At 43.9% G+C, this 22,346-nt stretch carries 21 protein-coding genes and 2 pseudogenes; 2 read left to right on the top strand and 21 right to left on the bottom strand.

Annotation, left to right across the window (positions count from 1 at the left end):
* Positions 1–247: 247 nt before the first annotated feature.
* Positions 248–1,129 (top strand): annotated as a pseudogene (locus JMW94_RS13315) (IS982 family transposase).
* A gap of 259 nt (positions 1,130–1,388) precedes the next feature.
* Positions 1,389–2,153, top strand: a complete 765-nt coding sequence (locus tag JMW94_RS13320) for a sulfite exporter TauE/SafE family protein (RefSeq protein ID WP_227522957.1) — start codon at positions 1,389–1,391, stop codon at positions 2,151–2,153.
* Between the two features lie 465 nt (positions 2,154–2,618).
* Here JMW94_RS13320 and ccmI read toward each other — a convergent pair whose 3' ends face one another.
* The 21 genes and pseudogenes from ccmI to JMW94_RS13420 all read right to left on the bottom strand — a co-directional run bounded on the left by ccmI (position 2,619) and on the right by JMW94_RS13420 (position 22,102).
* Entirely contained in the window at positions 2,619–3,899 is a 1,281-nt protein-coding gene (gene ccmI, locus JMW94_RS13325) for a c-type cytochrome biogenesis protein CcmI (protein ID WP_201604732.1), read from the bottom strand.
* Positions 3,896–4,459 (bottom strand): cytochrome c-type biogenesis protein, encoded by a 564-nt coding sequence (locus JMW94_RS13330; RefSeq protein ID WP_201573832.1) that lies wholly within the window; start codon positions 4,457–4,459, stop codon positions 3,896–3,898. The genes ccmI and JMW94_RS13330 overlap by 4 nt, the downstream gene beginning before the upstream one ends.
* Positions 4,456–5,106 carry a DsbE family thiol:disulfide interchange protein gene (locus JMW94_RS13335; protein WP_102091629.1) on the bottom strand — a complete coding sequence of 217 codons (651 nt, stop codon included), beginning with the start codon at positions 5,104–5,106 and terminating at the stop codon, positions 4,456–4,458. Before JMW94_RS13335 ends, JMW94_RS13330 begins: the two co-directional genes overlap by 4 nt.
* The gene (locus JMW94_RS13340; protein ID WP_201573833.1) at positions 5,099–7,153 is read right to left on the bottom strand and encodes a heme lyase CcmF/NrfE family subunit; all 2,055 of its coding nucleotides are present in this window, start codon (positions 7,151–7,153) and stop codon (positions 5,099–5,101) included. Before JMW94_RS13340 ends, JMW94_RS13335 begins: the two co-directional genes overlap by 8 nt.
* A gap of 244 nt (positions 7,154–7,397) precedes the next feature.
* Positions 7,398–8,687: a hypothetical protein gene (locus JMW94_RS13345; protein ID WP_036599449.1), complete on the bottom strand. Its 1,290-nt coding sequence runs from the start codon at positions 8,685–8,687 to the stop codon at positions 7,398–7,400.
* A gap of 90 nt (positions 8,688–8,777) precedes the next feature.
* Positions 8,778–9,647 (bottom strand): twin-arginine translocase subunit TatC, encoded by an 870-nt coding sequence (gene tatC, locus JMW94_RS13350; RefSeq protein ID WP_011959994.1) that lies wholly within the window; start codon positions 9,645–9,647, stop codon positions 8,778–8,780.
* Positions 9,644–10,030, bottom strand: a complete 387-nt coding sequence (gene tatB / locus JMW94_RS13355) for a Sec-independent protein translocase protein TatB (RefSeq protein WP_036599454.1) — start codon at positions 10,028–10,030, stop codon at positions 9,644–9,646. Before tatB ends, tatC begins: the two co-directional genes overlap by 4 nt.
* Before the next feature lie 55 nt (positions 10,031–10,085).
* The gene (gene tatA / locus JMW94_RS13360; protein ID WP_201604733.1) at positions 10,086–10,370 is read right to left on the bottom strand and encodes a Sec-independent protein translocase subunit TatA; all 285 of its coding nucleotides are present in this window, start codon (positions 10,368–10,370) and stop codon (positions 10,086–10,088) included.
* Positions 10,371–10,450: 80 nt separating this feature from the next.
* A complete protein-coding gene (locus JMW94_RS13365) occupies positions 10,451–13,060 on the bottom strand; it encodes a copper-transporting P-type ATPase (RefSeq protein ID WP_201604734.1) in 2,610 nt (869 codons plus the stop codon).
* Positions 13,061–13,175: 115 nt separating this feature from the next.
* Positions 13,176–13,331: a hypothetical protein gene (locus tag JMW94_RS13370; RefSeq protein ID WP_201555241.1), complete on the bottom strand. Its 156-nt coding sequence runs from the start codon at positions 13,329–13,331 to the stop codon at positions 13,176–13,178.
* A 150-nt stretch (positions 13,332–13,481) separates the two neighbouring features.
* Positions 13,482–13,652: pseudogene (locus tag JMW94_RS13375) on the bottom strand (DUF305 domain-containing protein); the annotation flags it as partial.
* A 78-nt stretch (positions 13,653–13,730) separates the two neighbouring features.
* A complete protein-coding gene (locus JMW94_RS15070) occupies positions 13,731–14,003 on the bottom strand; it encodes a DUF5676 family membrane protein (RefSeq protein ID WP_227685533.1) in 273 nt (90 codons plus the stop codon).
* 112 nt (positions 14,004–14,115) lie between these two features.
* Positions 14,116–14,769, bottom strand: coding sequence for a methyltransferase family protein (locus JMW94_RS13380; protein ID WP_068037334.1), 654 nt, complete (start codon positions 14,767–14,769; stop codon positions 14,116–14,118).
* A gap of 129 nt (positions 14,770–14,898) precedes the next feature.
* Entirely contained in the window at positions 14,899–16,242 is a 1,344-nt protein-coding gene (locus JMW94_RS13385; protein WP_240991030.1) for an APC family permease, read from the bottom strand.
* A 145-nt stretch (positions 16,243–16,387) separates the two neighbouring features.
* The gene (locus tag JMW94_RS13390; protein ID WP_201604735.1) at positions 16,388–16,864 is read right to left on the bottom strand and encodes a DUF305 domain-containing protein; all 477 of its coding nucleotides are present in this window, start codon (positions 16,862–16,864) and stop codon (positions 16,388–16,390) included.
* A gap of 95 nt (positions 16,865–16,959) precedes the next feature.
* Entirely contained in the window at positions 16,960–18,087 is a 1,128-nt protein-coding gene (locus JMW94_RS13395; protein WP_201604736.1) for a copper resistance protein B, read from the bottom strand.
* Between the two features lie 25 nt (positions 18,088–18,112).
* Positions 18,113–19,819, bottom strand: coding sequence for a copper resistance system multicopper oxidase (locus JMW94_RS13400; protein WP_201604737.1), 1,707 nt, complete (start codon positions 19,817–19,819; stop codon positions 18,113–18,115).
* 94 nt (positions 19,820–19,913) lie between these two features.
* The gene (locus JMW94_RS13405; protein ID WP_201604738.1) at positions 19,914–20,552 is read right to left on the bottom strand and encodes a DUF411 domain-containing protein; all 639 of its coding nucleotides are present in this window, start codon (positions 20,550–20,552) and stop codon (positions 19,914–19,916) included.
* Between the two features lie 165 nt (positions 20,553–20,717).
* Entirely contained in the window at positions 20,718–21,308 is a 591-nt protein-coding gene (locus tag JMW94_RS13410; RefSeq protein WP_201604739.1) for a c-type cytochrome, read from the bottom strand.
* A 61-nt stretch (positions 21,309–21,369) separates the two neighbouring features.
* Positions 21,370–21,642, bottom strand: coding sequence for a hypothetical protein (locus tag JMW94_RS13415; protein ID WP_201564644.1), 273 nt, complete (start codon positions 21,640–21,642; stop codon positions 21,370–21,372).
* A 133-nt stretch (positions 21,643–21,775) separates the two neighbouring features.
* Complete coding sequence (locus tag JMW94_RS13420) at positions 21,776–22,102, bottom strand: hypothetical protein (RefSeq protein WP_011959984.1); 327 nt, start codon at positions 22,100–22,102, stop codon at positions 21,776–21,778.
* Positions 22,103–22,346: the final 244 nt, after the last annotated feature.

Here is a 22,346-nt window from a genome sequence, read left to right on the forward strand (position 1 = left end):
TATTTGAGTATTTGAGTATTTGAGTATTTGAGTATTTGAGTATTTGAGTATTTGAGTATTTGAGTATTTGAGTATTTGAGTATTTGAGTATTTGAGTATTTGAGTATTTGAGTATTTGAGTATTACTTCGCTTCTTTAGTTATGATAACCCCAGTTCGGGATAAGCGCTCAAAAAAAAGATAAAAAAGAAGTCCAAAGTTGCTAAAGTAAGTTTACCAAGACCACTTAAGCAAAAAGGACTTCTTACATGGACAACCTAACCGAACTATACTGCCATATTGACGACTTTTATTAGCAATTCAAACCTGAGTTTGACGCTCACTTAATCGCAACGGGCCGTCAACGGCTAAGAGCATGCCAGATAAGTGTAGCAGAGATTATGACCATCTTGGTACTGTTTCATCAACTGCGGTATCGACAGTTTAAGGCGTTTTACTACCATCACATGCTTGGCATGATGAAACGGGAGTTTCCAAATCTGCCGAGCTACTCGCGATTTATAGAGCTTGTGCCGCGCAGTATCATACCACTGTGCAGCTACTTGCAAAGCATGATGGGCGACTGTACAGGTATCAGCTATATTGATTCAACCAAGATAGCAGTTTGTCATAACAAGCGTATCTACCGTCATAAAGTCTTTGAAGGACTTGCAACCCGAGGCAAAAGCAGCATGGGCTGGTTCTATGGCTTTAAGCTACACGCCATTATCAATCATAAGGGCGAGCTTGTATCTGTTAAAGTCACTGCGGGTAATACGGATGACAGAGTGCCTGTTAAGGATATGGCAACACCTGTGTTTGGCAAGGTGTTTGGGGATAGAGGCTATATCAGTAAAGCCCTAAACGAGTGGCTCACAAAACACAGTGATACTAGGCTGATAACGAAACTTAGGCGTAATATGAAACCGCAAGTACTCAAGCCGATAGATGAGGCACTACTCAATCATCGCTCTTTGGTTGAAACGGTGTTTGGAGAGCTTAAAAACTTGTGCCAAATCGAACACTCACGCCATCGTAGTGTCACGGGGTTTATCACAAACTTGCTGTCAGGTTTGATTGCTTATCGCTGGTTTCCCTATAAACCCACCATCAAAAATATGCCTCAGCAGGGACAGGTAGCCACATTGTAAATAGTATCAATGAGTTACAATGTGGCTTATCCCGAACTGGGGTTATGATAGCTATCAGCTTTGGATGTACTAGCTTTGCCCCTGACCCATTCTCTACGTAGAACGCAGCAAGTTTATGACCATGATCAGTAGCAAACTGTATGAGCTCATTTTTGGCACGCTTGGCATCTTGCTCTTCAGGTAACGTTTTATGGTGACTTTAGATAGGATATAGCTCTAAAACAATCTCGTTCCCTTCTGTTAATGTTGGAGCTTAACCGTGCTCGATATTTTACAAGCAATTCCTAATTGGCATCTTGCAGGGCTGTTTTTGGCGGGTATGATTGCTTTTGTGATTTCCACCATATCAGGAGGTGGCGGTGCACTTTTACTTATACCTGTCACCTCTGCGCTGATAGGGATCTCGGCTGCGCCACCCGTGATTAATTTAGGTAATTTCATTAGTCGCCCTTCACGTCTTTATTTATTTTGGCATCATATCGACTGGTCGCTAATAAAGTATTATGCGCCAAGCGCTATCGTTGGTGCGTGGTTAGCTGCATTATTATTTAGCCGTCTTGATGGGAGCTGGATTCAGTTATTAGTGGGTGCATTTTTGATATCTACCGTCTTGCAGTATCGTTTTGGCAAAGTAGAAAAATCTTTTAATATGCCTAAACTGGGGTTTGTGCCTTTAGGTTTTATTACGGCGTTCATTAGCACACTCGTCGGCGGTTTGGGTCCTGTGCTCAATCCTTTCTATATGAATACGGGATTACAAAAAGAAGATTTAATCGCTACTAAAACAGCTAATTCATTCTTTGTAGGATTGGCTCAGATTGGTAGTTATACTTTTTTTGGCGTATTGACTGCCAATCTTTGGATTTATGGCTTTGCTTTAGGGCTTGGTGCTGTGGTTGGCAACATCATTGGTAAGCGCTTTTTAGCAGGTATGAATATCAAGCAGTTTAGAGTGATGCTGATCCTATTAATGGTCATTAGTGGCGTAGTGATGATTGTCCAAAACGTCATGATTCTGTTTTAAATTAAACCAAAGTTATCTGACAGTGAATATATTCATTATCACTGCTAGAGCTAACAATACTGATGTAAAAACAAGCTACGCGGACCATAGCTGAAACGCGGGATACTCAGATAGGGATAGATAACTAAGAATTCATTCGAGGCATGGTTGCCTGTGCGGTACTAATTCTAAATAGTGAGCAGCAAGCAAACCTTTGCCACCGTATTTACTCATGGTCCCACTGTTAAAAAGTCTTTAGTAGAGTTATTAAGCCATATACCTCTTCTGCGGGAAGCTGAAAATGAGCTGTCTGTTATGTTTAATCAAGACTTTCTATAGTCATCCGTCCAATTATTTCACTAGCAAAACACCATAGCCGTTTTTTACTTCTTTACTAATAGGTTATACAGCTATTGATAGCACCACTTTCAAAAGCTGTCCTACATACGGTTCTAGTATTATGAAACTTACTGTAATAATCATTTGTTAAGGGATCTGTTGATTGATTTCAATATTAACTTGAGTCTGTTCAGCGCTAATCACTACTGGGTTACCTGATAGATCACCCGACTCTGCGGACGCAGTCCCACTATGGCTAACACGAGCAACGACTGCTAACTGAGTTTTGTCGCTACGGGCAGATTGTAACGTGCGTTCTGGCATCATCGCATCAAGATCGCTTAAACGGATACTGGCTTTACCTTGCTTGATGATACTAATAGGTAAACGTTTGGCGGCAAACGGAGGGCCCCCTTTCACATCACGTATCGCTACAAACAACACATCATTGGCTTTAACCAATGGTAATAGACTCGCATCAATAGAGACGGTAACTTCGATACCTTGCGCGGCTTGCTGCTCTTGCTCGATGACATTAGCACTTAGCTCATCAAGGCTCGCTAGCGCTTTACTATGGTCACCTGGTTTGGCAGCGATGCTCTCACGTAAACGCTTAATCCAACCTTGTGCCTCCTCAAAGTTATTACTACGCGCCTCGCCCATGGCCATCAGCATTTGCGCGCCTTCGTGGCGTGGGTTTTTGGCCAGCACGTCCTGCAAGACGCGGCGACTGGTGGCGTCTAGTTGGCCTTTATTGGCAAAGAAGCTGATCTGTGCATAGGTCGTCGCAATCTCCTCGTTATCAGGCGATAAGCGATAAGCACGTGACAATGCCTCTAGCGCCGAGTCTGTCGCTTCTAATGACAAAAACAGCTCAGATAAACGCATCCAGCGATTGGGGTCATCAGCATGACGATAGACATTGGTCTGCATCGCGCTGATAAGCTGCTGGCCGTTTTCGATTGCCCATACAGGTGGCTGATCGATTTTGCCAGTCAACAAGTCATCAGCGACTTTTCCGACCTTGTCTTCGGCCGTCCACAGATCAAACACAGGCGTTCGGTCACCCACCATCAGATACGCCAGCGCAGCCAATACAGGCACCCAAACCATGAGGATCAAGCGGCTTTTGATACCAGGGGTGACCATCGGCGTGACTTCACGCTGGGCATCCAATAGTTGCCGCTCAAGCTCAAGCTTTTGGTTTTGGTAGTGAGCATCATCGATGGTGCCACTGTCTTTGTCTGTTTTTAGCTCTGCCAGACGCTCGCGAAACACCGCCACGTTGATATCTAGTAGCTGGTTGTCCACAGAAGTGCCTGATGTACGCGTGGCGCGCAGCCATGGCATGATGGTAATAACAGCAAGGAGTAAGGCAATCAGTAAGCTTAGAGCAATAAATAAGCCAGCAGTAGAGAATATGGTCATTTTTTGTCCTCGGGGCTTGTGGTGTCATGAGCGTCATTATCGGTGCTATTGGCACGCGATAGCAGACGATCAAGTTCGGCTTTTTCGGCGGCAGTCAGCTCCGAGGCGGTATTATCTACCGTCACTCTACTCTGACCGCTCGCTACCAGCTGGCGGCGACGGCTTTGCCAAAACCACCCTATCAATAATACGATCAGTAGCAATGGCGGAAAAAACCATAAAATCCATGTCGATGGACGTACAGGCGGCTTGTAGCTGATAAAGTCGCCATAACGATCCTGCATATAATCCCGGATTTCCGCATCACTACGTCTGTCTTTAATCAAATCATAGACTTTTTGCTTTAAGTCTTGGGCAATCGGCGCATCAGAACCTGCCAAGTTTTGGTTTTGGCATTTCGGGCAACGTAGCTCTTCGATCAATCCTCGGTATTGTGCTTCTTGTTGGACAGAATCAAAATCATAGACGTCAATCGCCGCATAGCTGGTCACACTTAGGAGACAGGCAAGTATTAAGCTCGCTACTTTTATCGTAACGGCCTTTATTGAAAGGGCTATCATTTGCACACCTCTTCAACCTGAATCGCATCTGGACTGACGTTATTATCATTGGCATCATTGAGTACCGTTAAGCAAGGCTCAATACGATCTTGCCAGTTACTCTCGTTAATCTCACCAACAATGTGCTGGCGAATAACGCCTTCACCATCGACAGTGAAAGTCTCAGGCGCACCCGTCAACCCTAAGTCCAAGGCAAACTGGCCGGACAAATCCTGAATAGACATCGAAAAGGGATCACCGCCACGATTTAAATATCCTAGCGCATCACCGATGTCATCTTTGTAATTAACACCAACCAAATTGACACCACGCTCTTCTAGTTGCATCAAAAAAGGATGCTCAATAACGCAAGTTGGGCACCAAGAGCCCCAAATATTCATCAAAAAGGGCTCATCAGGTAAGTTGTCATTGGTCATGATCCGACTGGTATCGGACAACAATGGCAGCTCAAACGCTGGTACTGGGCGTTCAAGCGCGGTATTGGTTACGATTTCAGTCGGCTGCCCCAAACGAAAATAAAGCATAACCATAACAGCAGCAAAGATGATCAGCGGGATCAAAAACCATATTCTAATTTGGCTTTTTTTCATTGTTCGATTACCTTTTGTTTCAGGGGGTTGCTCGGAAAAATGATTAGACTTAGTCATTTTGCTTCTCCCCTATTAGTGTCGTGTTATTAGTAGTGCTTTTAACATCTAAATCAGTAACCGTCGTAAAGCCTGACTTACTCGCTGCAATTTGTGCAGGGGTCTTGGATGTTTTGAGACGATAGCGCCTATCAAGCATACTCAGCAGACCACCCAATGCCATAATAATAGCGCCGAGCCATATCCAACGAATCAATGGCTTCACATAAATACGTACGGCCCATTTATTACTGCCTTCAGCTATAGGTTCACCAAGTGCGACGTACACATCACGCATCAGACTGTCATCAATCGCTGCTTCGGTCATTGGCATCATGCTAATAATGTAATTGCGTTTTTCAGGGTATAACGTAGTCACAGCACGGCTATCTTTACTCACTTCGACCTCAGCTTGGGTCGCATCATAGTTACTGCCTTTGACTTCGCGGAAGCCTTTAACGGTGAAGTCGTAACCTTGGACATGGACCGTTTCGCCAACACTCAATGCCACATCGCGCTCGATACTCAAGGTACTGGTAAAGGCAACACCGATGACCGCTACAATCACACCAATATGTGCCGTTTGCTGACCCCAGTAGCTTAAACGCAGCTTATTTAAGCCTTGCAAAAAGCTTGGTGCATTTTTGGTTTTGTCTTTGAAATCAACCACCATCCAGAACAGTACCCAAAAACTTACTGCTAGTGTTACACCAATATTAAGCATGGCAGATGGACTGACAAAGTAAGTGATGACTGCAGCTAATACTAGACTGCTCGCCGCAATGACCATACCAACGCCTAACAATGGACGCTTATCTTGTTTCCAGCGGATATTGGAGCCCATACCCATGGCAACCAGCAATAGCCATGTTAAAGGCACAAATAGCGCATTAAAGTACGGAGGACCTACCGATACCTGACCCAAGCTAAAGGCGTCGGCAATGATAGGATAGAGGGTACCAAGCAATACCACTAACGTTGCAATCAAAATGATGACGTTGTTAATGACTAAAAATGACTCACGCGAAACCAGTTGATACTGACTTTCAATCGTCAAACGCCAGCCACGCAGCGCAAACATCAGCAAACCACCACCGACGATGATGCCAAGAATCACTAAAATTACCAGACCACGAGTGGGGTCAGCGGCAAACGAATGCACTGAGGTAATAACCCCTGAACGTACAAGGAAAGTACCCAAGAGACTTAAGGCAAAAGCAAAGATAGCCAGCATAATGGTCCATGCTTTAAAGACACCGCGCTTCTCAGTCACTGCCAACGAATGCAGCAAGGCTAAACCGGCAAGCCAAGGCATCAGTGAGGCGTTTTCTACAGGATCCCAAAACCACCAGCCGCCCCAGCCAAGCTCATAATACGCCCACCAAGAGCCAAGAGCGATACCAACGGTCAAAAACCCCCAAGCCGCTAGCGCCCATGGACGCGACCAACGTGTCCATACTGCATCCAAACGCCCTTCCCACAATGCCGCCATACAAAAAGCAAATGGCACCGCTAAGCCCACATAACCCATATACAGCATCGGTGGGTGAACGATCAGCCCAAAATCCTGCAAAAGTGGGTTGAGATCTACCCCATCTACGGGCAGATTGGGCAAGGTACGATCAAATGGCGACGAGGTAAAAATCAGCATCGCTAGCATCATGACCTGCACACCGGCCAATATCACGAGTACCCGCGCGCGCATCGACAACGGTAAGCCACGGCTAAAATAGGAGACCAGCGCGCACCACGTGGCCATGATGGTCATCCACAACAAGAGCGAGCCTTCGTGTCCGCCCCATGTCGCCGAGAGTTTATAGTACCAAGGCAACAAAGTATTAGAGTGCTGCGTGACATAGACGAGACTAAAGTCATTGAAATAAAAGCCTGCCATCAATGCAACAAATGAAAAAATCATGGCAGCAAACTGTGCCCACGCGAGACTGGGCGCGAGACGCTGCCAAGCAACGTGATCGCGCATGACGCCAACGGTTGGTAATACCACCTGCAAAATCGCCAATATAAAGGCGGCCAGCAAGGCAAAATAACCCAATTCTGTGATTAACATACGGTCTAACCTTGTTTACTCTAATATGATTTAAGCTCACTGTAACGGTTGGATTTTTATTATTGGAAACTATTGAAATTTACTGCTATCTCTAGCTCCAATTGTTTTCGAAGTGTTTTGAAAAGCGTGCCGAAAGTAATAGACAATCATAAATATACAACCATCTTTTGTTAGGTAAGAAGAATATTGAATTAGTTAACCGGACTTATAACAGCCTAATGCCATCTAAATAAGACCTAGACGATCACACCTGAAAGACAGGCGCGAATCCACCGCCTGGCGTACGGAAGTTAGTCACCTGACCTTGATACACACGCGCAGCAGGTAGTAACAGTTTTCCGCCATACGTATAAAGACGTATATCTACCTTTCTTGTTGTTACGATGTCATCAATTTTGAGTGATCTCTCTCCTGCAGGGACAAAGGTCTGTGCGATATAATCTTCATCCAGAATGTTTTCGAAGACGCGTCGAGTCAGTTTGCTACCGCGATAAACGCCTTTGCTTCCATGACCAGCAACTGGCTTAAAAAACAGTTGCCGCCGAGTAAGCCACAACTCTGCTGCATCGTCTCTTGATACAATCTTAGTCCTCGGTACAGACCTTTCGAGGCACTCCACTGCAGCCTCATCCAGACCCCAAGAGCGCAATATTTGGGAGTCTGATAGCAATGTCAGGTTTTGCTTATTGGCCAACATAGCATGTACGCGGGGATTGGGTGTCACTACCACAGCACCCTCTAAATAAGCCTGCTTAAGCAATACATGGTCAGGGTCCTCAAATGCAAAGTCGACAAGCCGATTGTAAATCATATCGATTTTCTGGCCATGGGCTGTTAACGTACCGTCGATATACTCGAGTTCAGAGGGATCAAGTATCACAGTATCAATACCTCTAGCTTGGAGCAGTTGACAGGCTAACTCAAACTCTAAGAACATGAACTGACTCTCGGGGTCATTGTCCACAATGGCTATCCGATTGGGCATAGCAACAGCGGACTGTCGCTGCCATTCCTGTTTGAACATGTCAAACACTGCTTCCTCGAACCTATCTAGCATTTGATTGGTTGCAGCGCTTTGCTCTGAGGGGTTGCAACAGCGTTTTTGTGCGCGAGCGAGCAACACATTCAGAAATGCGCCACCGGCATTAGTATTGACCTCGATGAGCTGAGGTCCATCGCTACCCAAGTGAAAGTCATAACCCATGAGGGCCCCTATTGGGCCTGGGTCGAAAGCAGCTATTTCTGGTGCCCACGACAGCACTTGCTCTTGATACAATGGCAGTTCGGCAGCTGACTCGATAGCCCTGACGATTCGCTCCATCGCCTCTATCTCTGTTTTGGGAACGAACACGGGTGTTGCTGAAAAAAGCTTATTAAGCTCGTTCGCTCCTATTGGATTGTTTCTAGTTTCTACCAATTGATCTTGAAGGCTTGTATTAAGCGCTTTACGATCAAGGGTAATGCAGTAGCACTCTTGGTTAAGTCGATTTGCAAGACCGTCATTTTTTTCGTTGTTATTAGTTGGGTGTTCCATTTAGAGTCCGTCGCTAAGTAGAGTACTCACGCTGACATACTCTAGTAAAAAGTAAAAAGTAAAAAAGGTTCTTGGCGTGTTTAAGTAGTGCTAGCTACTTTCTAATGTTTCATTCCCTGAGACTAAATCATTATTTCGTTCATTTTTAATTAATATCTTTGCTAAGAGTAAACCCAGCTCAAATAATAGCCACATAGGAATCGCCAACAACAGCATTGATACACCATCAGGCGGTGTCACTACCGCGGCGATCCCAAAACAGCCGACTATGATATAACGACGCTTATCTTCTAAAATTTGAGTAGAAACGATTCCGGCCATTATCAGCAATAAGGTAACCACTGGAATCTCAAAAGTCAGTCCAAACACCATAAATAGCTTGAGGGCAAAGCTCAGATAACTGTCAATATCGGTCATTGGTATAACGTTCTGCGGAGCGAACATAATAAAAAATTTCAATACCCCTTTGAGTACGACAAAGTAGGAAAAAGCAACACCAGCATAAAATAGAAATATCGAAGATAGCAGTACAGGAATGGCAATTTTCTTCTCTTTTTTATATAAGCCGGAAGCTACAAATGACCAAATTTGATACAGGATATAAGGCATTGCTAAAAATGCGGCGACGAATATCGTTAAGCGAATGGGTGCCATAAAGTTTGACGTTATATCAGTGGCAATCATGGTCGAATTGATGGGTAACTGCGCCACTAATGGGTCTGATAAAAGATTATAAAGCTCGCGTGAAAATCCCACCAATACTAAGAATATAATTAAGACGACCACGCATATTCTTATTAAGTGCGTACGCAGCTCGATTAAATGTCCGGTAATAGGCATATCGCCAAGCGTACCTAACGTATCTCCAGACTCACTATTCTGTGTTGTATCTGTTGGCGCCTCAAACTCTATATCTGTTATTTTTTCTTGTCGACTTTTTTGCCGTTTAAATAGGCTCACTGATCCGCCTCCTGTTTAATGAACGAGGAGGTAGTATTCTGTTGATGGTCTTTATCATAAGGGGTGATTGACTGATGTGAAGCGTCTAGGCTTTGGTTCTGTGACTGCTCAAACTTTTGCATACTGCCACGCATTTCTGCTAATTCGCGCTTCATATCCGACTCGGTCTGACGGATTTTCGCAAGTTCATTTTGCATTTGTTGACGTGTTTCAGCTAGATCAAGCTCAGCTTCTATTTCAGATTGTAGAGTGGATACTGTACGGCGCAGTTTGGCATACCATTGCCCAGCGGTACGTGCGGCTTGCGGCAGTTTTTCTGGGCCCAATACGATTAAAGCAATGACGCCAAACAAGAGTAATTCGGAAAACCCAATATCAAACATAACAGTCACATATATTAATAGACTACTTAGTGCCGCTATTTATAAGCGGCGCGCTTCATACTTTAGGCTGGTCATCAGTGGAAATAGGGCTGATTTCCATATCAACAGCCTGATTACCTACACGCGTATTTAAATCATTACTTGCAGCTGGCGTACTATTTTCATGGCTAAGCACATGATTTTTGCGAGCATTCTCGGGTTCTTCATCTTTGACCGCTTCTTTAAAACCCTTCACCGCACCGCCTAAATCTTTACCTGCATTTTTAAGCTTGGCAGTACCAAATACGACCACCACTACGACCAATAAAATCAGCCAATGTGTAATAGAAAAGCTGCCCATAACGGTATCCTTATATTTTGTGATCTTGTTTAGACCAGTATGTGTCAGTGTGCTTTAGAACACTTTTTACCGTACCAGAATTATAGTTTCAAACGGCGCAATCGCAGCGCGTTAGCAATCACCGAGAATGACGACAAGCTCATCGCTGCCGCTGCTATCATCGGACTGAGCAGAAGCCCAAATATGGGATAGAGCACACCTGCGGCAATAGGAACACCAAGTGCATTGTAGATAAAGGCAAAAAACAGATTCTGTCTGATATTGCGCATGGTGGCGCGGCTAAGCTTATAAGCTTTGGCAATGCCCATTAAATCACCTTTTAGCAGGGTAATGCCCGCACTCTCCATCGCCACATCGGTACCGGTTCCCATAGCGATACCAACATTAGCTTGCGCTAGCGCTGGTGCGTCGTTGATACCATCACCCGCCATAGCGACCAATTTACCGCTGTCTTGCATTTCTTTGACGATACGGTTTTTATCCTCTGGTGAGACATCCGCATGAACTTCATCAATACCTAGTTTATTGGCGACTGCCTGCGCGGTTTTTTCGTTGTCACCGGTTAGCATCACAACTTTTAAACCTGCGTCATGAAGCAGTGAAATAGCCTCTTTAGTGCTTGGTTTAATAGGGTCAGCAACTGAAATAATACCAGCAGCTTTACCGTCTATAGCCACAAACATTACCGTTTCACCGTCTTTTCTACGGACATCTGCTTTAGTGGACAGCTCATTATCAAAACTATTTAGGCTTTCCATAAGCTTAGAGTTACCAATAGCGACTTTCTTACCATCGACCACGGCTTGTACGCCTTCGCCAGTAGTCGAATTAAAGTCAGTAGCTTTAGGAATAATGAGTGATCTTTCTTGAGCTGCTCTAACGATAGCTTCTGCTAAAGGATGCTCGCTAGCGCTTTCTACTGAGGCTACCAATGCGAGGAACTCGTCTTCATCTTGACCTACCTGCGCATCAATTGCGGTAAGCTCGGGCTTACCAGCGGTCAGTGTTCCGGTCTTGTCGACAACAATGGTATCGACTTTTTCCATACTCTCTAACGCTTCAGCATTTTTGATGAGGACGCCGTTTTGCGCGCCTTTGCCGGTACCAACCATAATGGACATCGGCGTCGCTAGACCAAGGGCACAAGGACAAGCAATAATCAGTACCGCAATCGCGTTAACCAAAGCATAGGTCATAGCGGGCTCAGGGCCGAATATTGCCCAGACAATAAAGGTTATGATAGAGGTGACAATAACAATAGGTACGAACCAACCCGCCACTTGATCTACCAATTTCTGTATAGGTGCGCGGCTACGCTGGGCTTCAGCAACCATTTGTACAATTTTAGATAATACTGAATCTGCTCCAACATTGACCGCTTCGACCAATAGCGTTCCGGTGCCATTTACCGTACCACCAGTCACTGTATCTCCTGCTACTTTTGATACAGGGATTGGCTCACCCGTCACCATTGATTCATCAACATTACTATTACCATCGATCACTGTACCATCTACGGGTAGTTTCTCACCTGGTTTAACCCGTAGCTTATCGCCAGTGACGACCTCATCAAGCGAGACTTCGACTTCTTCACCGTTTTCATCGACACGTCTTGCGGTTGGTGGTGCGAGCTCAAGCAAAGCTCTAATCGCACCTGAAGTTTGACTTCTAGCTTTGAGCTCTAATACTTGACCCAGTAGCACCAAGGTCACAATGACCGCTGCCGCTTCATAGTAGACTCCGACTTGACCAGAGGCATCTCTGAAACTGTCTGGGAAAACATCGGGGAAAAAGGTCGCGACAATACTAAAAATATAAGCAGCGCCTACGCCTATCGCAATCAAGGTAAACATATTTAGATTGCGGCTTTTTATAGACTGCCAGCCACGGACGAAAAACGGGGCGGCGCCCCAAAGCACTACAGGGGTCGCGAGCACTAACTCAGCCCATTGTAAGATCTTTGAAGAGATACCATACTGACTAAAGTCAACTCCAAACATACCGCTCATCACATATATTAATAGCGGTACAGTCAACACGGTACATATCCAAAAACGACGAGTCATGTCGTCAAGCTCTGAGGTGTCCTCTTCACCGATAGTAAGCGTTTCGGGCTCAAGCGCCATACCACATATCGGACAACCGCTATTTCTAACGTCTCTCACTTCAGGATGCATAGGACAGGTATATACCGTGCCATCGTAATCAGCAGGTACTTTATCGTATTTACCGCCTTTAACAGATTTTACTCCGCTACTATCAGTATCCTTTCCATGACAGCTAGCGTGACTATCATCTTTAGCAACTTCGTCTTCAGGTTTAAGAAACATGCCACATATTGGGCAGTCACTTTTTTCAACATCTCTTACTTCTGGATGCATAGGACAAATATAAATCGTGCCGTTATAATTTTCTGGTATCTTGTCGTACTTATTGCCTTCGACAGACTTTAACTCAGTACTATTATTAGCATCCGCTTTATGACAATGCGCATGACTGCCCTCATTACTGTTGGATTCAGCAACCTCGTCTTCAGGTTTGAGAAACATGCCGCATATCGGACAATCGCTCTTCTCAGTATCTCTAACCTCAGGATGCATCGGGCAGATATAAACCGTACCACTATAGTTTTCTGGCACTTTATCGTACTGACCACCTTTGATAGATTTTTCATCGGCAATATGTTTCATAAAATCACTCCTTGAAGACAATAAATAAAGCTTTTAAAGCACAATCATCAACCTTTAATTGCTATTCATCTAATTACTAATCTAGATATCTCGAAAATTAAGTTTCAATTGGAACTTAATCTTTATTACGCAAATATTTGAGTAAGGCCATAATAGTCAATATCAGTACCGCAAAAACCAGTACTGTAAACAATAAGGAGACAATAGATTCTCCCCAACCCATACCGTGCATCGATCCATTCATCATGCCGTGCATAGTCCCGTTCATCATACCGTGCATCATAATAACCATTACAAGGACTCCTTATTTGTTATTTCCTTAGTATAAGTAATGATATAGTGCTAGTGTGTGAACGTACACCTCTCAATAGTCTGCTTACTTAATAACACCTAATACAAAGTGCTCAAAATTTGTGACTGCCTATTCCAACTCATCAATAAGCGCTTGCATCTCACCGATTTCACGCTTTTGTGCTTCGATAATGTCATCAGCAAGCTGGCGTACACGTGGATCTTCGATATCAGCACGCGAACTGGTCAAAATAGCAATCGAGTGATGCGGTATCATCGCCTGCATCCAATCCACTTGATTCTACTAATAAATACTAGCGCAATCGATTTACTCAAATTGAAAAGGTTTGCTGACTATTAATACACTAATACCTTCGACCTATTTTGCGAACCAACGATATAGTGGCACGAACAAGATGGCGAAATACCAACCGTAAAGATATGATTCTACAAGTCCAATTAGAAAACCTGTCCATGTTAACCACTCAAAGCCAGGTAGTAGAGGTGCCCAAGCTTCGTGCATCGCTATCTGTTCGGGTGCGAGTAAACCAAACCCTATGCATAATAGATAACTAATAAGTAGAAACAACGATACACTATTGCCAACAGGGGCAATCCTTAAAGTACTTGTTGTTAAGTTTGATTTGACCATCTTAGTAATCCTCACTATTGTATGATGTGGTTCAAGCTCAAGATAACCAATCGTATCTAACCATGCTAACTCTAAGGATTTGTATGAATTAAAGCTTTATCCTGTATTGATATTACTTTTTAACTCGTGCGGCGGCGGCAAGTTGACGCCATTGACCCCATTGAGGAATAAACATTGGCACTTGCTGTTTGTAAGCAAGGTAGTCTTTACCAAACTCTTCAAACATATGCCGTTCCTCACGTCGAGCTAACCATGTGTATACAAGCACAATCACTGGAAACAGACCGATTGAAAACAGAGTTGGCCAATGCACCACACCCTCACCGAACAGTGCAATAAACAACCCGGTGTACTGAGGATGACGTACGTAGGCATAGAGTCCATCAGTTACTAAACGATTTTCCCCTCGTGCTTTGTGGACTTGGCGCCAACCTTGAGCAAAAAGACCGACTCCTAAAAATGCAATAGCATAGCCGAGTAGCATTGAGATCATCATGCCTGTCTCACCTAAACCAACAAGGGTCGACCATAAGCTAGCGCTGACATATTGGCTGTCCAAACCAAAAAACCGTACTAATAAATATATAGTGAGCGGAAAGCCATACATTTCTGCGTAAAGTGCAATAATGAAAGCCTGAACTACACCAGCACCCGCCCATTCACGCCAGTTCTTTGGTGCGAAATAACGGTAAAAGAACCAAGAAATAAGAACAATAACAATTAGTGCGAGACCCCAAGTTCCAGCGTGATTAAATGACTCATTCATAGCTTACTTTCCCTGTTGTCTTTATGAATATCGTATTGCATGAAATCAATTCTTGAAGATAGTAAGCAGACGCTTAAATCTATGCAATTTTTAACCAAACAATTTTCTGTAAACTCTTTGATGTTACTGTCAATGATGGTCTGCAAGCGTATCTTTTTCGATAGCTTTTTTCCTCGCTGAAGATTTCAGGTAAACCTGCTCAGCCACAGCAATCACTACAATAGTGACGACTGCTACGCCAAGTACGAATGGATCTGAGTTTAGTTTAATCCAGACAAAACCGCCGAGAACCAACAGGTCAAGAAGTATGGCCACTATAGGCACCCACATCACCGCCTTTATATCCTGACGAAGGTATCGCAAAACACCCCAATGAATGGCGATATCCATAATTAGATAGAAAACAATGCCAAGCGCTGCAATTCGTGATAAGTCAAATAACGTCGTAAAAGCTAAACCCAACACCACAGTATAGACCAACGTATGTTTTTGAACGCTTCCCGGCATTCCCAAATGACGATGAGGCACCAGCTTCATCTCAGTCAACATAGCAAGCATACGAGAGACTGCGAAGATGCTAGCAAGGAGGCCGCCAGCGGTAGCTACCATTGCGATTGCAACTGTGAACCATAGACCATAGTCGCCAAGTGCTGGGCGTGCGGCGGCAGCCAAGGAGTAATCTTTAGTTTCGATGATTTCGGCAAGAGATAGATTACTAGACACCGCGAAACCGACTAGAGTGTAAATAACTACGCATATTGCGATTGATATTACAATGGCACGGCCGACGTTGCGATGAGGATTTTTTACTTCCGAGCCACTGTTGGTAATCGTGGTAAAGCCTTTAAATGCCAGTATGCCTAGCGCCGTTGCGCCAAGAAAGTCACCAATAGTATTAGTGTCATCTAATGTAGAAGAATCAACTGCAAAGCTATCAGCTAGCCAGATACCAACCAACCCGAATATAAGAATACCGACAATTTTTATAATACCGATAACCGATGCAACCCCCTGAATCCAACGATTACCAAGTAAATTGATAAAGAACGCAGCAAGAATAAGCGCGGCGCCAAGGATGGATACCATGCGACCGCTGTCATCGCCACCGAATAACTGCATAGTGTATGACCCGAACGTCCGGGCCAAAAAGCTCTGCGCTATAACCATGGAGAAATACATCAGCAGGGCATTAAATCCAGTCGGTAAACGATCTCCGTATGCCTGATGCAGGTACATTGCAACACCGCCAGCCGACGGGTAAGCGTTAGAGATTTTGATATAAGAATAGGCACTAAAAGAAACAACGATTGCGGCGGCTAGAAAAGCAAGTGGGAAAAGCGAACCCGTCATCTGAGCCATCTGACCGGTCAGAGCGAAAATACCAGCACCGATCATGACACCGGTACCTAGCATAACTGTTCCTGATAATGTCAAACTATCCTTCTGATAGCGAGTCGTTCTATCTTGCTTCATACTTATTCGACCTTAATCTATTTCTTCGTAGAACTTCAGTTTTACAGGTTATTTTTGAAGTAAGGAGTAGGTATAGTTAGAATTAAAAGACGCGATATAGTAAATAGTTTTTAAAGAAGAGCTTACTTATTGGTATCATAATATATTATTCCAACTCTTCAATAAGCGCTTGCATCTCAGCGATTTCACGCTTTTGTGCTTCGATAATGTCATCAGCAAGCTGACGTACACGTGGATCTTCGATATCAGCACGCGAACTGGTCAAAATAGCAATCGAGTGATGCGGTATCATCGCCTGCATCCAATCCACTTGATCGACCGTTTGCTGAGAGCGTACGCCCCAAAGACCAAAGGCAAATAAAACTACGCTAACCCCATAAACCATCAAGTTTATCTTGGTTTTTTTATACATATTGGTCATAAAGGCGAGCATGATAATTGCCATTACCGCGCCCATATACAGCGCCATATAAGCTCGGGTTTCACTAAAGTAAACGTGATCCCATTGATAAGTATTAAAATACATCATGATAAACATCACGACTGTCGATGTTAAAATCATGATTGTGAACTTTACATAAGGGTTCATTTGCTTCTGTTTATTATCCATATGGTTATTCATATTCTTGTCCTTAATTTAGTAAAAAGGCACCTAAATAAAGAGGTGCCTTTTTTTAGAGCTAGTGTTATAAACTGTTGTTACTTACATGGTTAACACTAGAACCAAAACATCACACCAGCAGTCAGACTATTAGAATCAACGTCTTCGTCCTCTTGACGACGTAAGTCTCGCGCATCACCCAAGGCGCTCTCGTAGCTGAAACCAACATAAGGCGCGAGCTGACGACTGAATGTCTCATAAGCCAGCCTAACTTCAGCTTCAAACTCATTAAATCCTTTAGTAATACCGTTATCGGTATCATCTTTACTAAAGGCAGTCAGCTCCAGCTCTGGTCTGACCACCCAACGCTGATCTAAGCGCCACTCGTACGCTGCCCCAAGATCAAGCTGGACTTGACCATCAGTATATAGATAAGCTCTTGCGTCAGTCTCAACGAAGTACGGCGCCGTACCAGCAATGCCTGCCATGATTGCGGACTTATCGTTTTCAGTATTATAAGCAATACCCGCTTCTCCATTCCAGAAGATACCGAGCGGCTTCCAATAAGCGAGTGAGCTTAGACTATCGATCTCTTTATCATCGTTAGTTTGAGCACTACCTTCACTGCGTAGAGTGACACGATTACTATCAGTACCGTACCACGTATCAAACTCAAAATCGATTTGGTCATTCTCAAACTGATAGCCCAAAGTTTCTACTGACACACCCCATAACGGTAAGCTACCCATCATCACAGGCTTACCAAAGCGACCATAGGGAACACCGTTCGAGTAGTCAGGGCTTCGAGCATCGGCTGGTGCTTCGCCACCTTGCATTCCTGACATGTCCATACTGCCATGATCCATGCCCGACATATCCATGCCACTATGATCCATACCTGACATATCGCCCGACATATCCATGCCACTGTGATCCATATCTGACATGTCACCTGACATATCCATACCACTGTGATCCATATCCGACATATCGCCTGACATATCCATACCACTATGATCCATATCCGACATATCGCCTGACATATCCATGCCACTATGGTCCATATCTGACATATTGCCCGACATATCCATGCTGCTGTGATCCATATCTGACATATCCATACCAGACATGTCCATACTGCCATGATCCATGTTCGACATCTCAGCAGCGTTTGCTAAAGGTGACATTAGTAGCATCAAAGATGACATGCCAATAAACGGTAGACCTACTTTATATATTTTCATAATAAGGCTCATATTCGAAGGTTTATTAAACAACGGCAACTTCTCTAAACATCCCTGCTTCCATGTGATAGAGCAAGTGGCAATGCCATGCCCATCTGCCAGCTTCTCCGGTGACATCAAAGCTTATCTTTTGTGCAGGCTGTACCATTATCGTATGCTTACGTACTTGAAACTCACCTGAAGGCATCCGCAGATCGCTCCACATACCATGCAAATGCATGGGATGATTCATCATGGTGTCATTGACTAAGGTAATACGTACGCGCTCGCCCGGCTTAATATTGACCGGTGCGGCATCTTTGAACATAACCCCGTCTAGAGCCCAAATATAGCGCTCCATGTTTCCCGTCAGATGTATTTCAATCTCTCTGGTGGGTTTGCGCTGCTCTGCCATTATCTCATCGCCGACAGAGCGCAACTGACTATAATTCAAAACCTTTCTATCAATGTTACGTAGATTAATACCAGGGTCATCAAGGTTCATACGCGGACTATCAACGCGCATATCGGACTTAAAGTCATATTCTGTTTTGGCATGTTTAGCGTTATAGCCATTCGATCCCATGGCGCCCATCATGTCGGCCATCGTCAGCCATTCGATTTTGTCCATAGCAGGTATCGCAGGACGAGCACCTTTTTTGGTAGCAAGCGTTGTCGCAACATAGCCTGACCGATCTATGTTTTGAGCAAATATGGTATGCGCGTCTTTAGTGGGCGTCACGATGACATCATAAGTCTCGGCCACCCCAATACGGAAATCATCGATATCGACGGGACTGACATCAATCCCATCCGTCGCGACGACTTTCATTTTTAGGCCGGGGATGCGTACATCAAATATCGTCTGCGCTGAACCATTAATAAAACGTAGTTTGACAGGCTGTCCAGCCTTGACAAGTTGCGTCCAGTTAGCCGCTGTGGTTTTACCATTCATCAGATAGGTAAAGGTTTTTTCACCAGACAGATCAGTAAAGTCTGTCGGCATCATCCGCATCTGATTCCACGTTTTGCGCTTATCAAAAGCAGCTTTTAGATCTGTTGCGGCAATATCGGACAGTAGCTTTTTAAAATCTGGTAAATGATAATTATCAAAGTCTGCGCGTTGCTTTAATAGTTTAACCAAGTTGTGCGGGTCACGGTGCGTCCAATCACTGAGCAAAATGACATGGTCTTCCTCGATAGGATGACGTTCGCGCCCTTTCGGCTCAATGACGATGGCCCCGCGCATACCGGTTTGTTCTTGGAATCCAGTGTGCGAGTGATACCAATAAGTGCCAGATTGTTTCAGCGTAAATTTATACGTAAAGGTGCTATTTGCTGGTATACCATCAAAACTAATGCCGGGCACGCCATCCATCTCAAACGGTACTAGTAGACCATGCCAATGAATAGAGGTCGACTCATTCATTTGGTTATGGACGCGTATCACTACCGTATCGCCCTCGCGCATTTTTAGCGTTGGCGCTGGTAATGAGTCATTAATGAGCGTCGCCGTGCTTGACTTGCCATCAACAATGATGGGTTTTTTGCTGACATAAAGATCAAACTCTTTGCCTGTCAGTATGGGTACTTTATGATCGGGTTTATCACTGTTAATAGTAGCGCCCTGACTGCCTGAGCGACTCGATTGTCCCAATGCGCTACTAGCAATAGTCGGCATCAATGAAGCACCAAGGACAGCAGAGGATCCGGTTAAAAAACGTCGGCGGTTCAGTATGTTCTGTTTATTCATAATGATGACCTAATTTAATTTGAGAGATGGTGGTTAAGCTTATAGTTATAATATTTTCGATATTTAACAGAATCTATTCACATCTAAGCCAACACTACAGCTGCTGCTGAGGAGACTCAATAGCAGCATAGACTTCTGTGGTGCCGTCTTTATTAAGCTGCATTACCTTATAAGGCATGAATTTACCTTCATACTCCATACCGGGGCTACCAACCGGCATACTCGGTACGGCAAGTCCAATAGCTTGTGCAGGAGGATTTGCTAAGAATTCAGCCATGTGTTTAGCAGGAACGTGACCTTCAAAAACATAACCATTAGTAGTGACGGTGGTATGACAAGAGCGCATTTGCTGCGGGACACCGTAACGCTCTTTAAATAAGGATAGATCTTCCACATCGTGCGTGGTTGCACTTAATCCATTGTTTTTTGCATAGCCTACCCATTCTTTACAGCAGCCGCAGTTGGCATCTTTGTAAACCGTGGCTGAGACGTTTTTGAGTAATGATGACGAGCTGTTAACGGGAGCATTTGTAGGAGCAGAACTTTCATTTTGTACTTGTGCATTCTGGGTAGCAGACTGTTCAACCTTTACTGGTTGAGAATCAGAGCCACTGGTATTAGATTGGCTGCAAGCGGCTAGCGTTAACGAGAGTGACGATGTCACCACCAATAAAAGGACACGACCGGATAACCAGCTATGTCCATTAGAAAGCACATGTGTGTAATGTCTCATTAAATTACTCCTAAACGTCTATTATTATGCTCGATATTCTAAAAACTTACACCCTATATTTGAATTCTTATGTACTTAACTAAAAACATTAAATGCAGCACTGTTCAGTACTGCATTATTAATAGCGACAACCGTGAGTTAGGAGGCTTTCATATCTAGAAAGTATTAATGCTGCATTCCAGATCCATCATCCGACATATTCATATCACCGTCAAATGACATGTCCATCATATCACCATCTATCCTAGTGGTTAGCATCGTGTACTGAGCTTCATCTAATTCAGGTAGTGATCTAATAAAAGCGACCATTGCCCACATTCTATCGTCGTCATGAGAAGCACCCCATGCTGGCATTCCAGATGCCATAATACCGTGCTTGATTGCCCAAAAGCCTTGCTTTGCACCGTCTTCTGTTTGATAACGTTTGACAATATCAGCCTTGGTAAAGTTGGGCGGCTTTGGATATAAGCTCTCACTAAAGTCAGTTTGTGCCACTCCCGGAGACAAGTGACAGCCTGCACACATATCCTTATAGTCCGCGCCCCCAGAGCTGATATCGACCTTCTCTAAGTCTGGTACCACAATATCTTTACTGGCATTTGCTATGGAACGATTGCGAGCGGTTTCCAAAAAGCTAAACATCATTGGGCTATGCTCTTGGTCAGCTCCCACATTGACAACGCCACTAGTAACAACCGCAAACACGCCAACGATTGCCACAAATACGGTAAAGAGCGCACCCAATAAAAATTTCATATGTTTTCCTAACAATTTATTTCCGTTAAGTGTTGACTGCTATTTAACAGAGCTAAAATTTTTAAGATTTACTGTCGTTAGTAACGCAGTGTTTTTGGTACATTTGCTTCATTTTACCCATGTTAGCCATCATTGCTTTCATAGCAGGATCGCTCATGTCCATCTTGCTATGATCCATTTTTTGCATCATTTGCATATGCTTTTGCATTTTTTCACAGTTCATTTGATCTTTTTCAGCATGCATTTTAGGGTCATGCGCCATAGCTGAGGTCGATACGACAAGAGCGATGGCCGTCATTGCGATTGATTTAGACAGTAATTTAAATTGTGACATGATTAATTCCTATTGTTTGGATTAAAGGTTATTGAGTTCAATAGCTGTTAAACCAGCCTAAATGATACATTAATTATTCTGACTGGTAGATGACGTTAAGATTACAATTCTGTCATTCTCACCGCTTTAGATTTTAATGCGCGATATATTCATTTAATATGGCTTCAGCATTTCTATCACGATCGCTACCATATTTTTTTACAAAATACTTTTCAGACTGCAAATGTTGATCTTGATGTTGAACCTGACAAGCCACTCTGGCGTCGACATAACTTTTCTTTTGCTCTTTGGACATTTGTGCATCATTATGATCTGCGTTTCTTGCAAAACTAGTGAGCGCATCACAATTACCGAGAACAGAAGCATCTAAGTTTGTGGTATGCGCATTGGCCGCTGACATGCCCACTAACATCGATACTGAAAGCAAAGCTGCTTTTTTTAATGAACTATAATTTTTCATATAAGACCCTTTAAAGATAAATAACAAACTGTTTAAGTAGGATAATTGCTTTACTCGTAGAGGCAGTCTGTATCAGAGACAAGCCAATATGCGGCGTTGATTTAGAATACTAAATGGTGGCTGACAGCTAGATGACACGGATATTACATGTTCGTTAGGAACAGCATAATATTGTCATCTTCTTGTCATTAAAACCAAATACCAGCATCTGTCTCTATCCAAAGAACACTGTTATAACAAGGGT

This window comes from Psychrobacter immobilis, assembly GCF_904846185.1.
Classification (GTDB): Bacteria; Pseudomonadota; Gammaproteobacteria; order Pseudomonadales; family Moraxellaceae; genus Psychrobacter; species Psychrobacter immobilis_B.

Coding starts and splice junctions, on each gene's coding strand:
- ccmI (WP_201604732.1), bottom strand. CDS start 3,899: ATGACCATATTCTCTACTGCTGGCTTATTTATTGCTCTAAGCTTACTG.
- JMW94_RS13330 (WP_201573832.1), bottom strand. CDS start 4,459: ATGATAGCCCTTTCAATAAAGGCCGTTACGATAAAAGTAGCGAGCTTA.
- JMW94_RS13335 (WP_102091629.1), bottom strand. CDS start 5,106: ATGACTAAGTCTAATCATTTTTCCGAGCAACCCCCTGAAACAAAAGGT.
- JMW94_RS13340 (WP_201573833.1), bottom strand. CDS start 7,153: ATGTTAATCACAGAATTGGGTTATTTTGCCTTGCTGGCCGCCTTTATA.
- JMW94_RS13345 (WP_036599449.1), bottom strand. CDS start 8,687: ATGGAACACCCAACTAATAACAACGAAAAAAATGACGGTCTTGCAAAT.
- tatB (WP_036599454.1), bottom strand. CDS start 10,030: ATGTTTGATATTGGGTTTTCCGAATTACTCTTGTTTGGCGTCATTGCT.
- tatA (WP_201604733.1), bottom strand. CDS start 10,370: ATGGGCAGCTTTTCTATTACACATTGGCTGATTTTATTGGTCGTAGTG.
- JMW94_RS13365 (WP_201604734.1), bottom strand. CDS start 13,060: ATGAAACATATTGCCGATGAAAAATCTATCAAAGGTGGTCAGTACGAT.
- JMW94_RS13370 (WP_201555241.1), bottom strand. CDS start 13,331: ATGATGAACGGGACTATGCACGGCATGATGAATGGATCGATGCACGGT.
- JMW94_RS15070 (WP_227685533.1), bottom strand. CDS start 14,003: ATGGTCAAATCAAACTTAACAACAAGTACTTTAAGGATTGCCCCTGTT.
- JMW94_RS13380 (WP_068037334.1), bottom strand. CDS start 14,769: ATGAATGAGTCATTTAATCACGCTGGAACTTGGGGTCTCGCACTAATT.
- JMW94_RS13385 (WP_240991030.1), bottom strand. CDS start 16,242: ATGAAGCAAGATAGAACGACTCGCTATCAGAAGGATAGTTTGACATTA.
- JMW94_RS13390 (WP_201604735.1), bottom strand. CDS start 16,864: ATGAATAACCATATGGATAATAAACAGAAGCAAATGAACCCTTATGTA.
- JMW94_RS13395 (WP_201604736.1), bottom strand. CDS start 18,087: ATGAAAATATATAAAGTAGGTCTACCGTTTATTGGCATGTCATCTTTG.
- JMW94_RS13400 (WP_201604737.1), bottom strand. CDS start 19,819: ATGAATAAACAGAACATACTGAACCGCCGACGTTTTTTAACCGGATCC.
- JMW94_RS13405 (WP_201604738.1), bottom strand. CDS start 20,552: ATGAGACATTACACACATGTGCTTTCTAATGGACATAGCTGGTTATCC.
- JMW94_RS13410 (WP_201604739.1), bottom strand. CDS start 21,308: ATGAAATTTTTATTGGGTGCGCTCTTTACCGTATTTGTGGCAATCGTT.
- JMW94_RS13415 (WP_201564644.1), bottom strand. CDS start 21,642: ATGTCACAATTTAAATTACTGTCTAAATCAATCGCAATGACGGCCATC.
- JMW94_RS13420 (WP_011959984.1), bottom strand. CDS start 22,102: ATGAAAAATTATAGTTCATTAAAAAAAGCAGCTTTGCTTTCAGTATCG.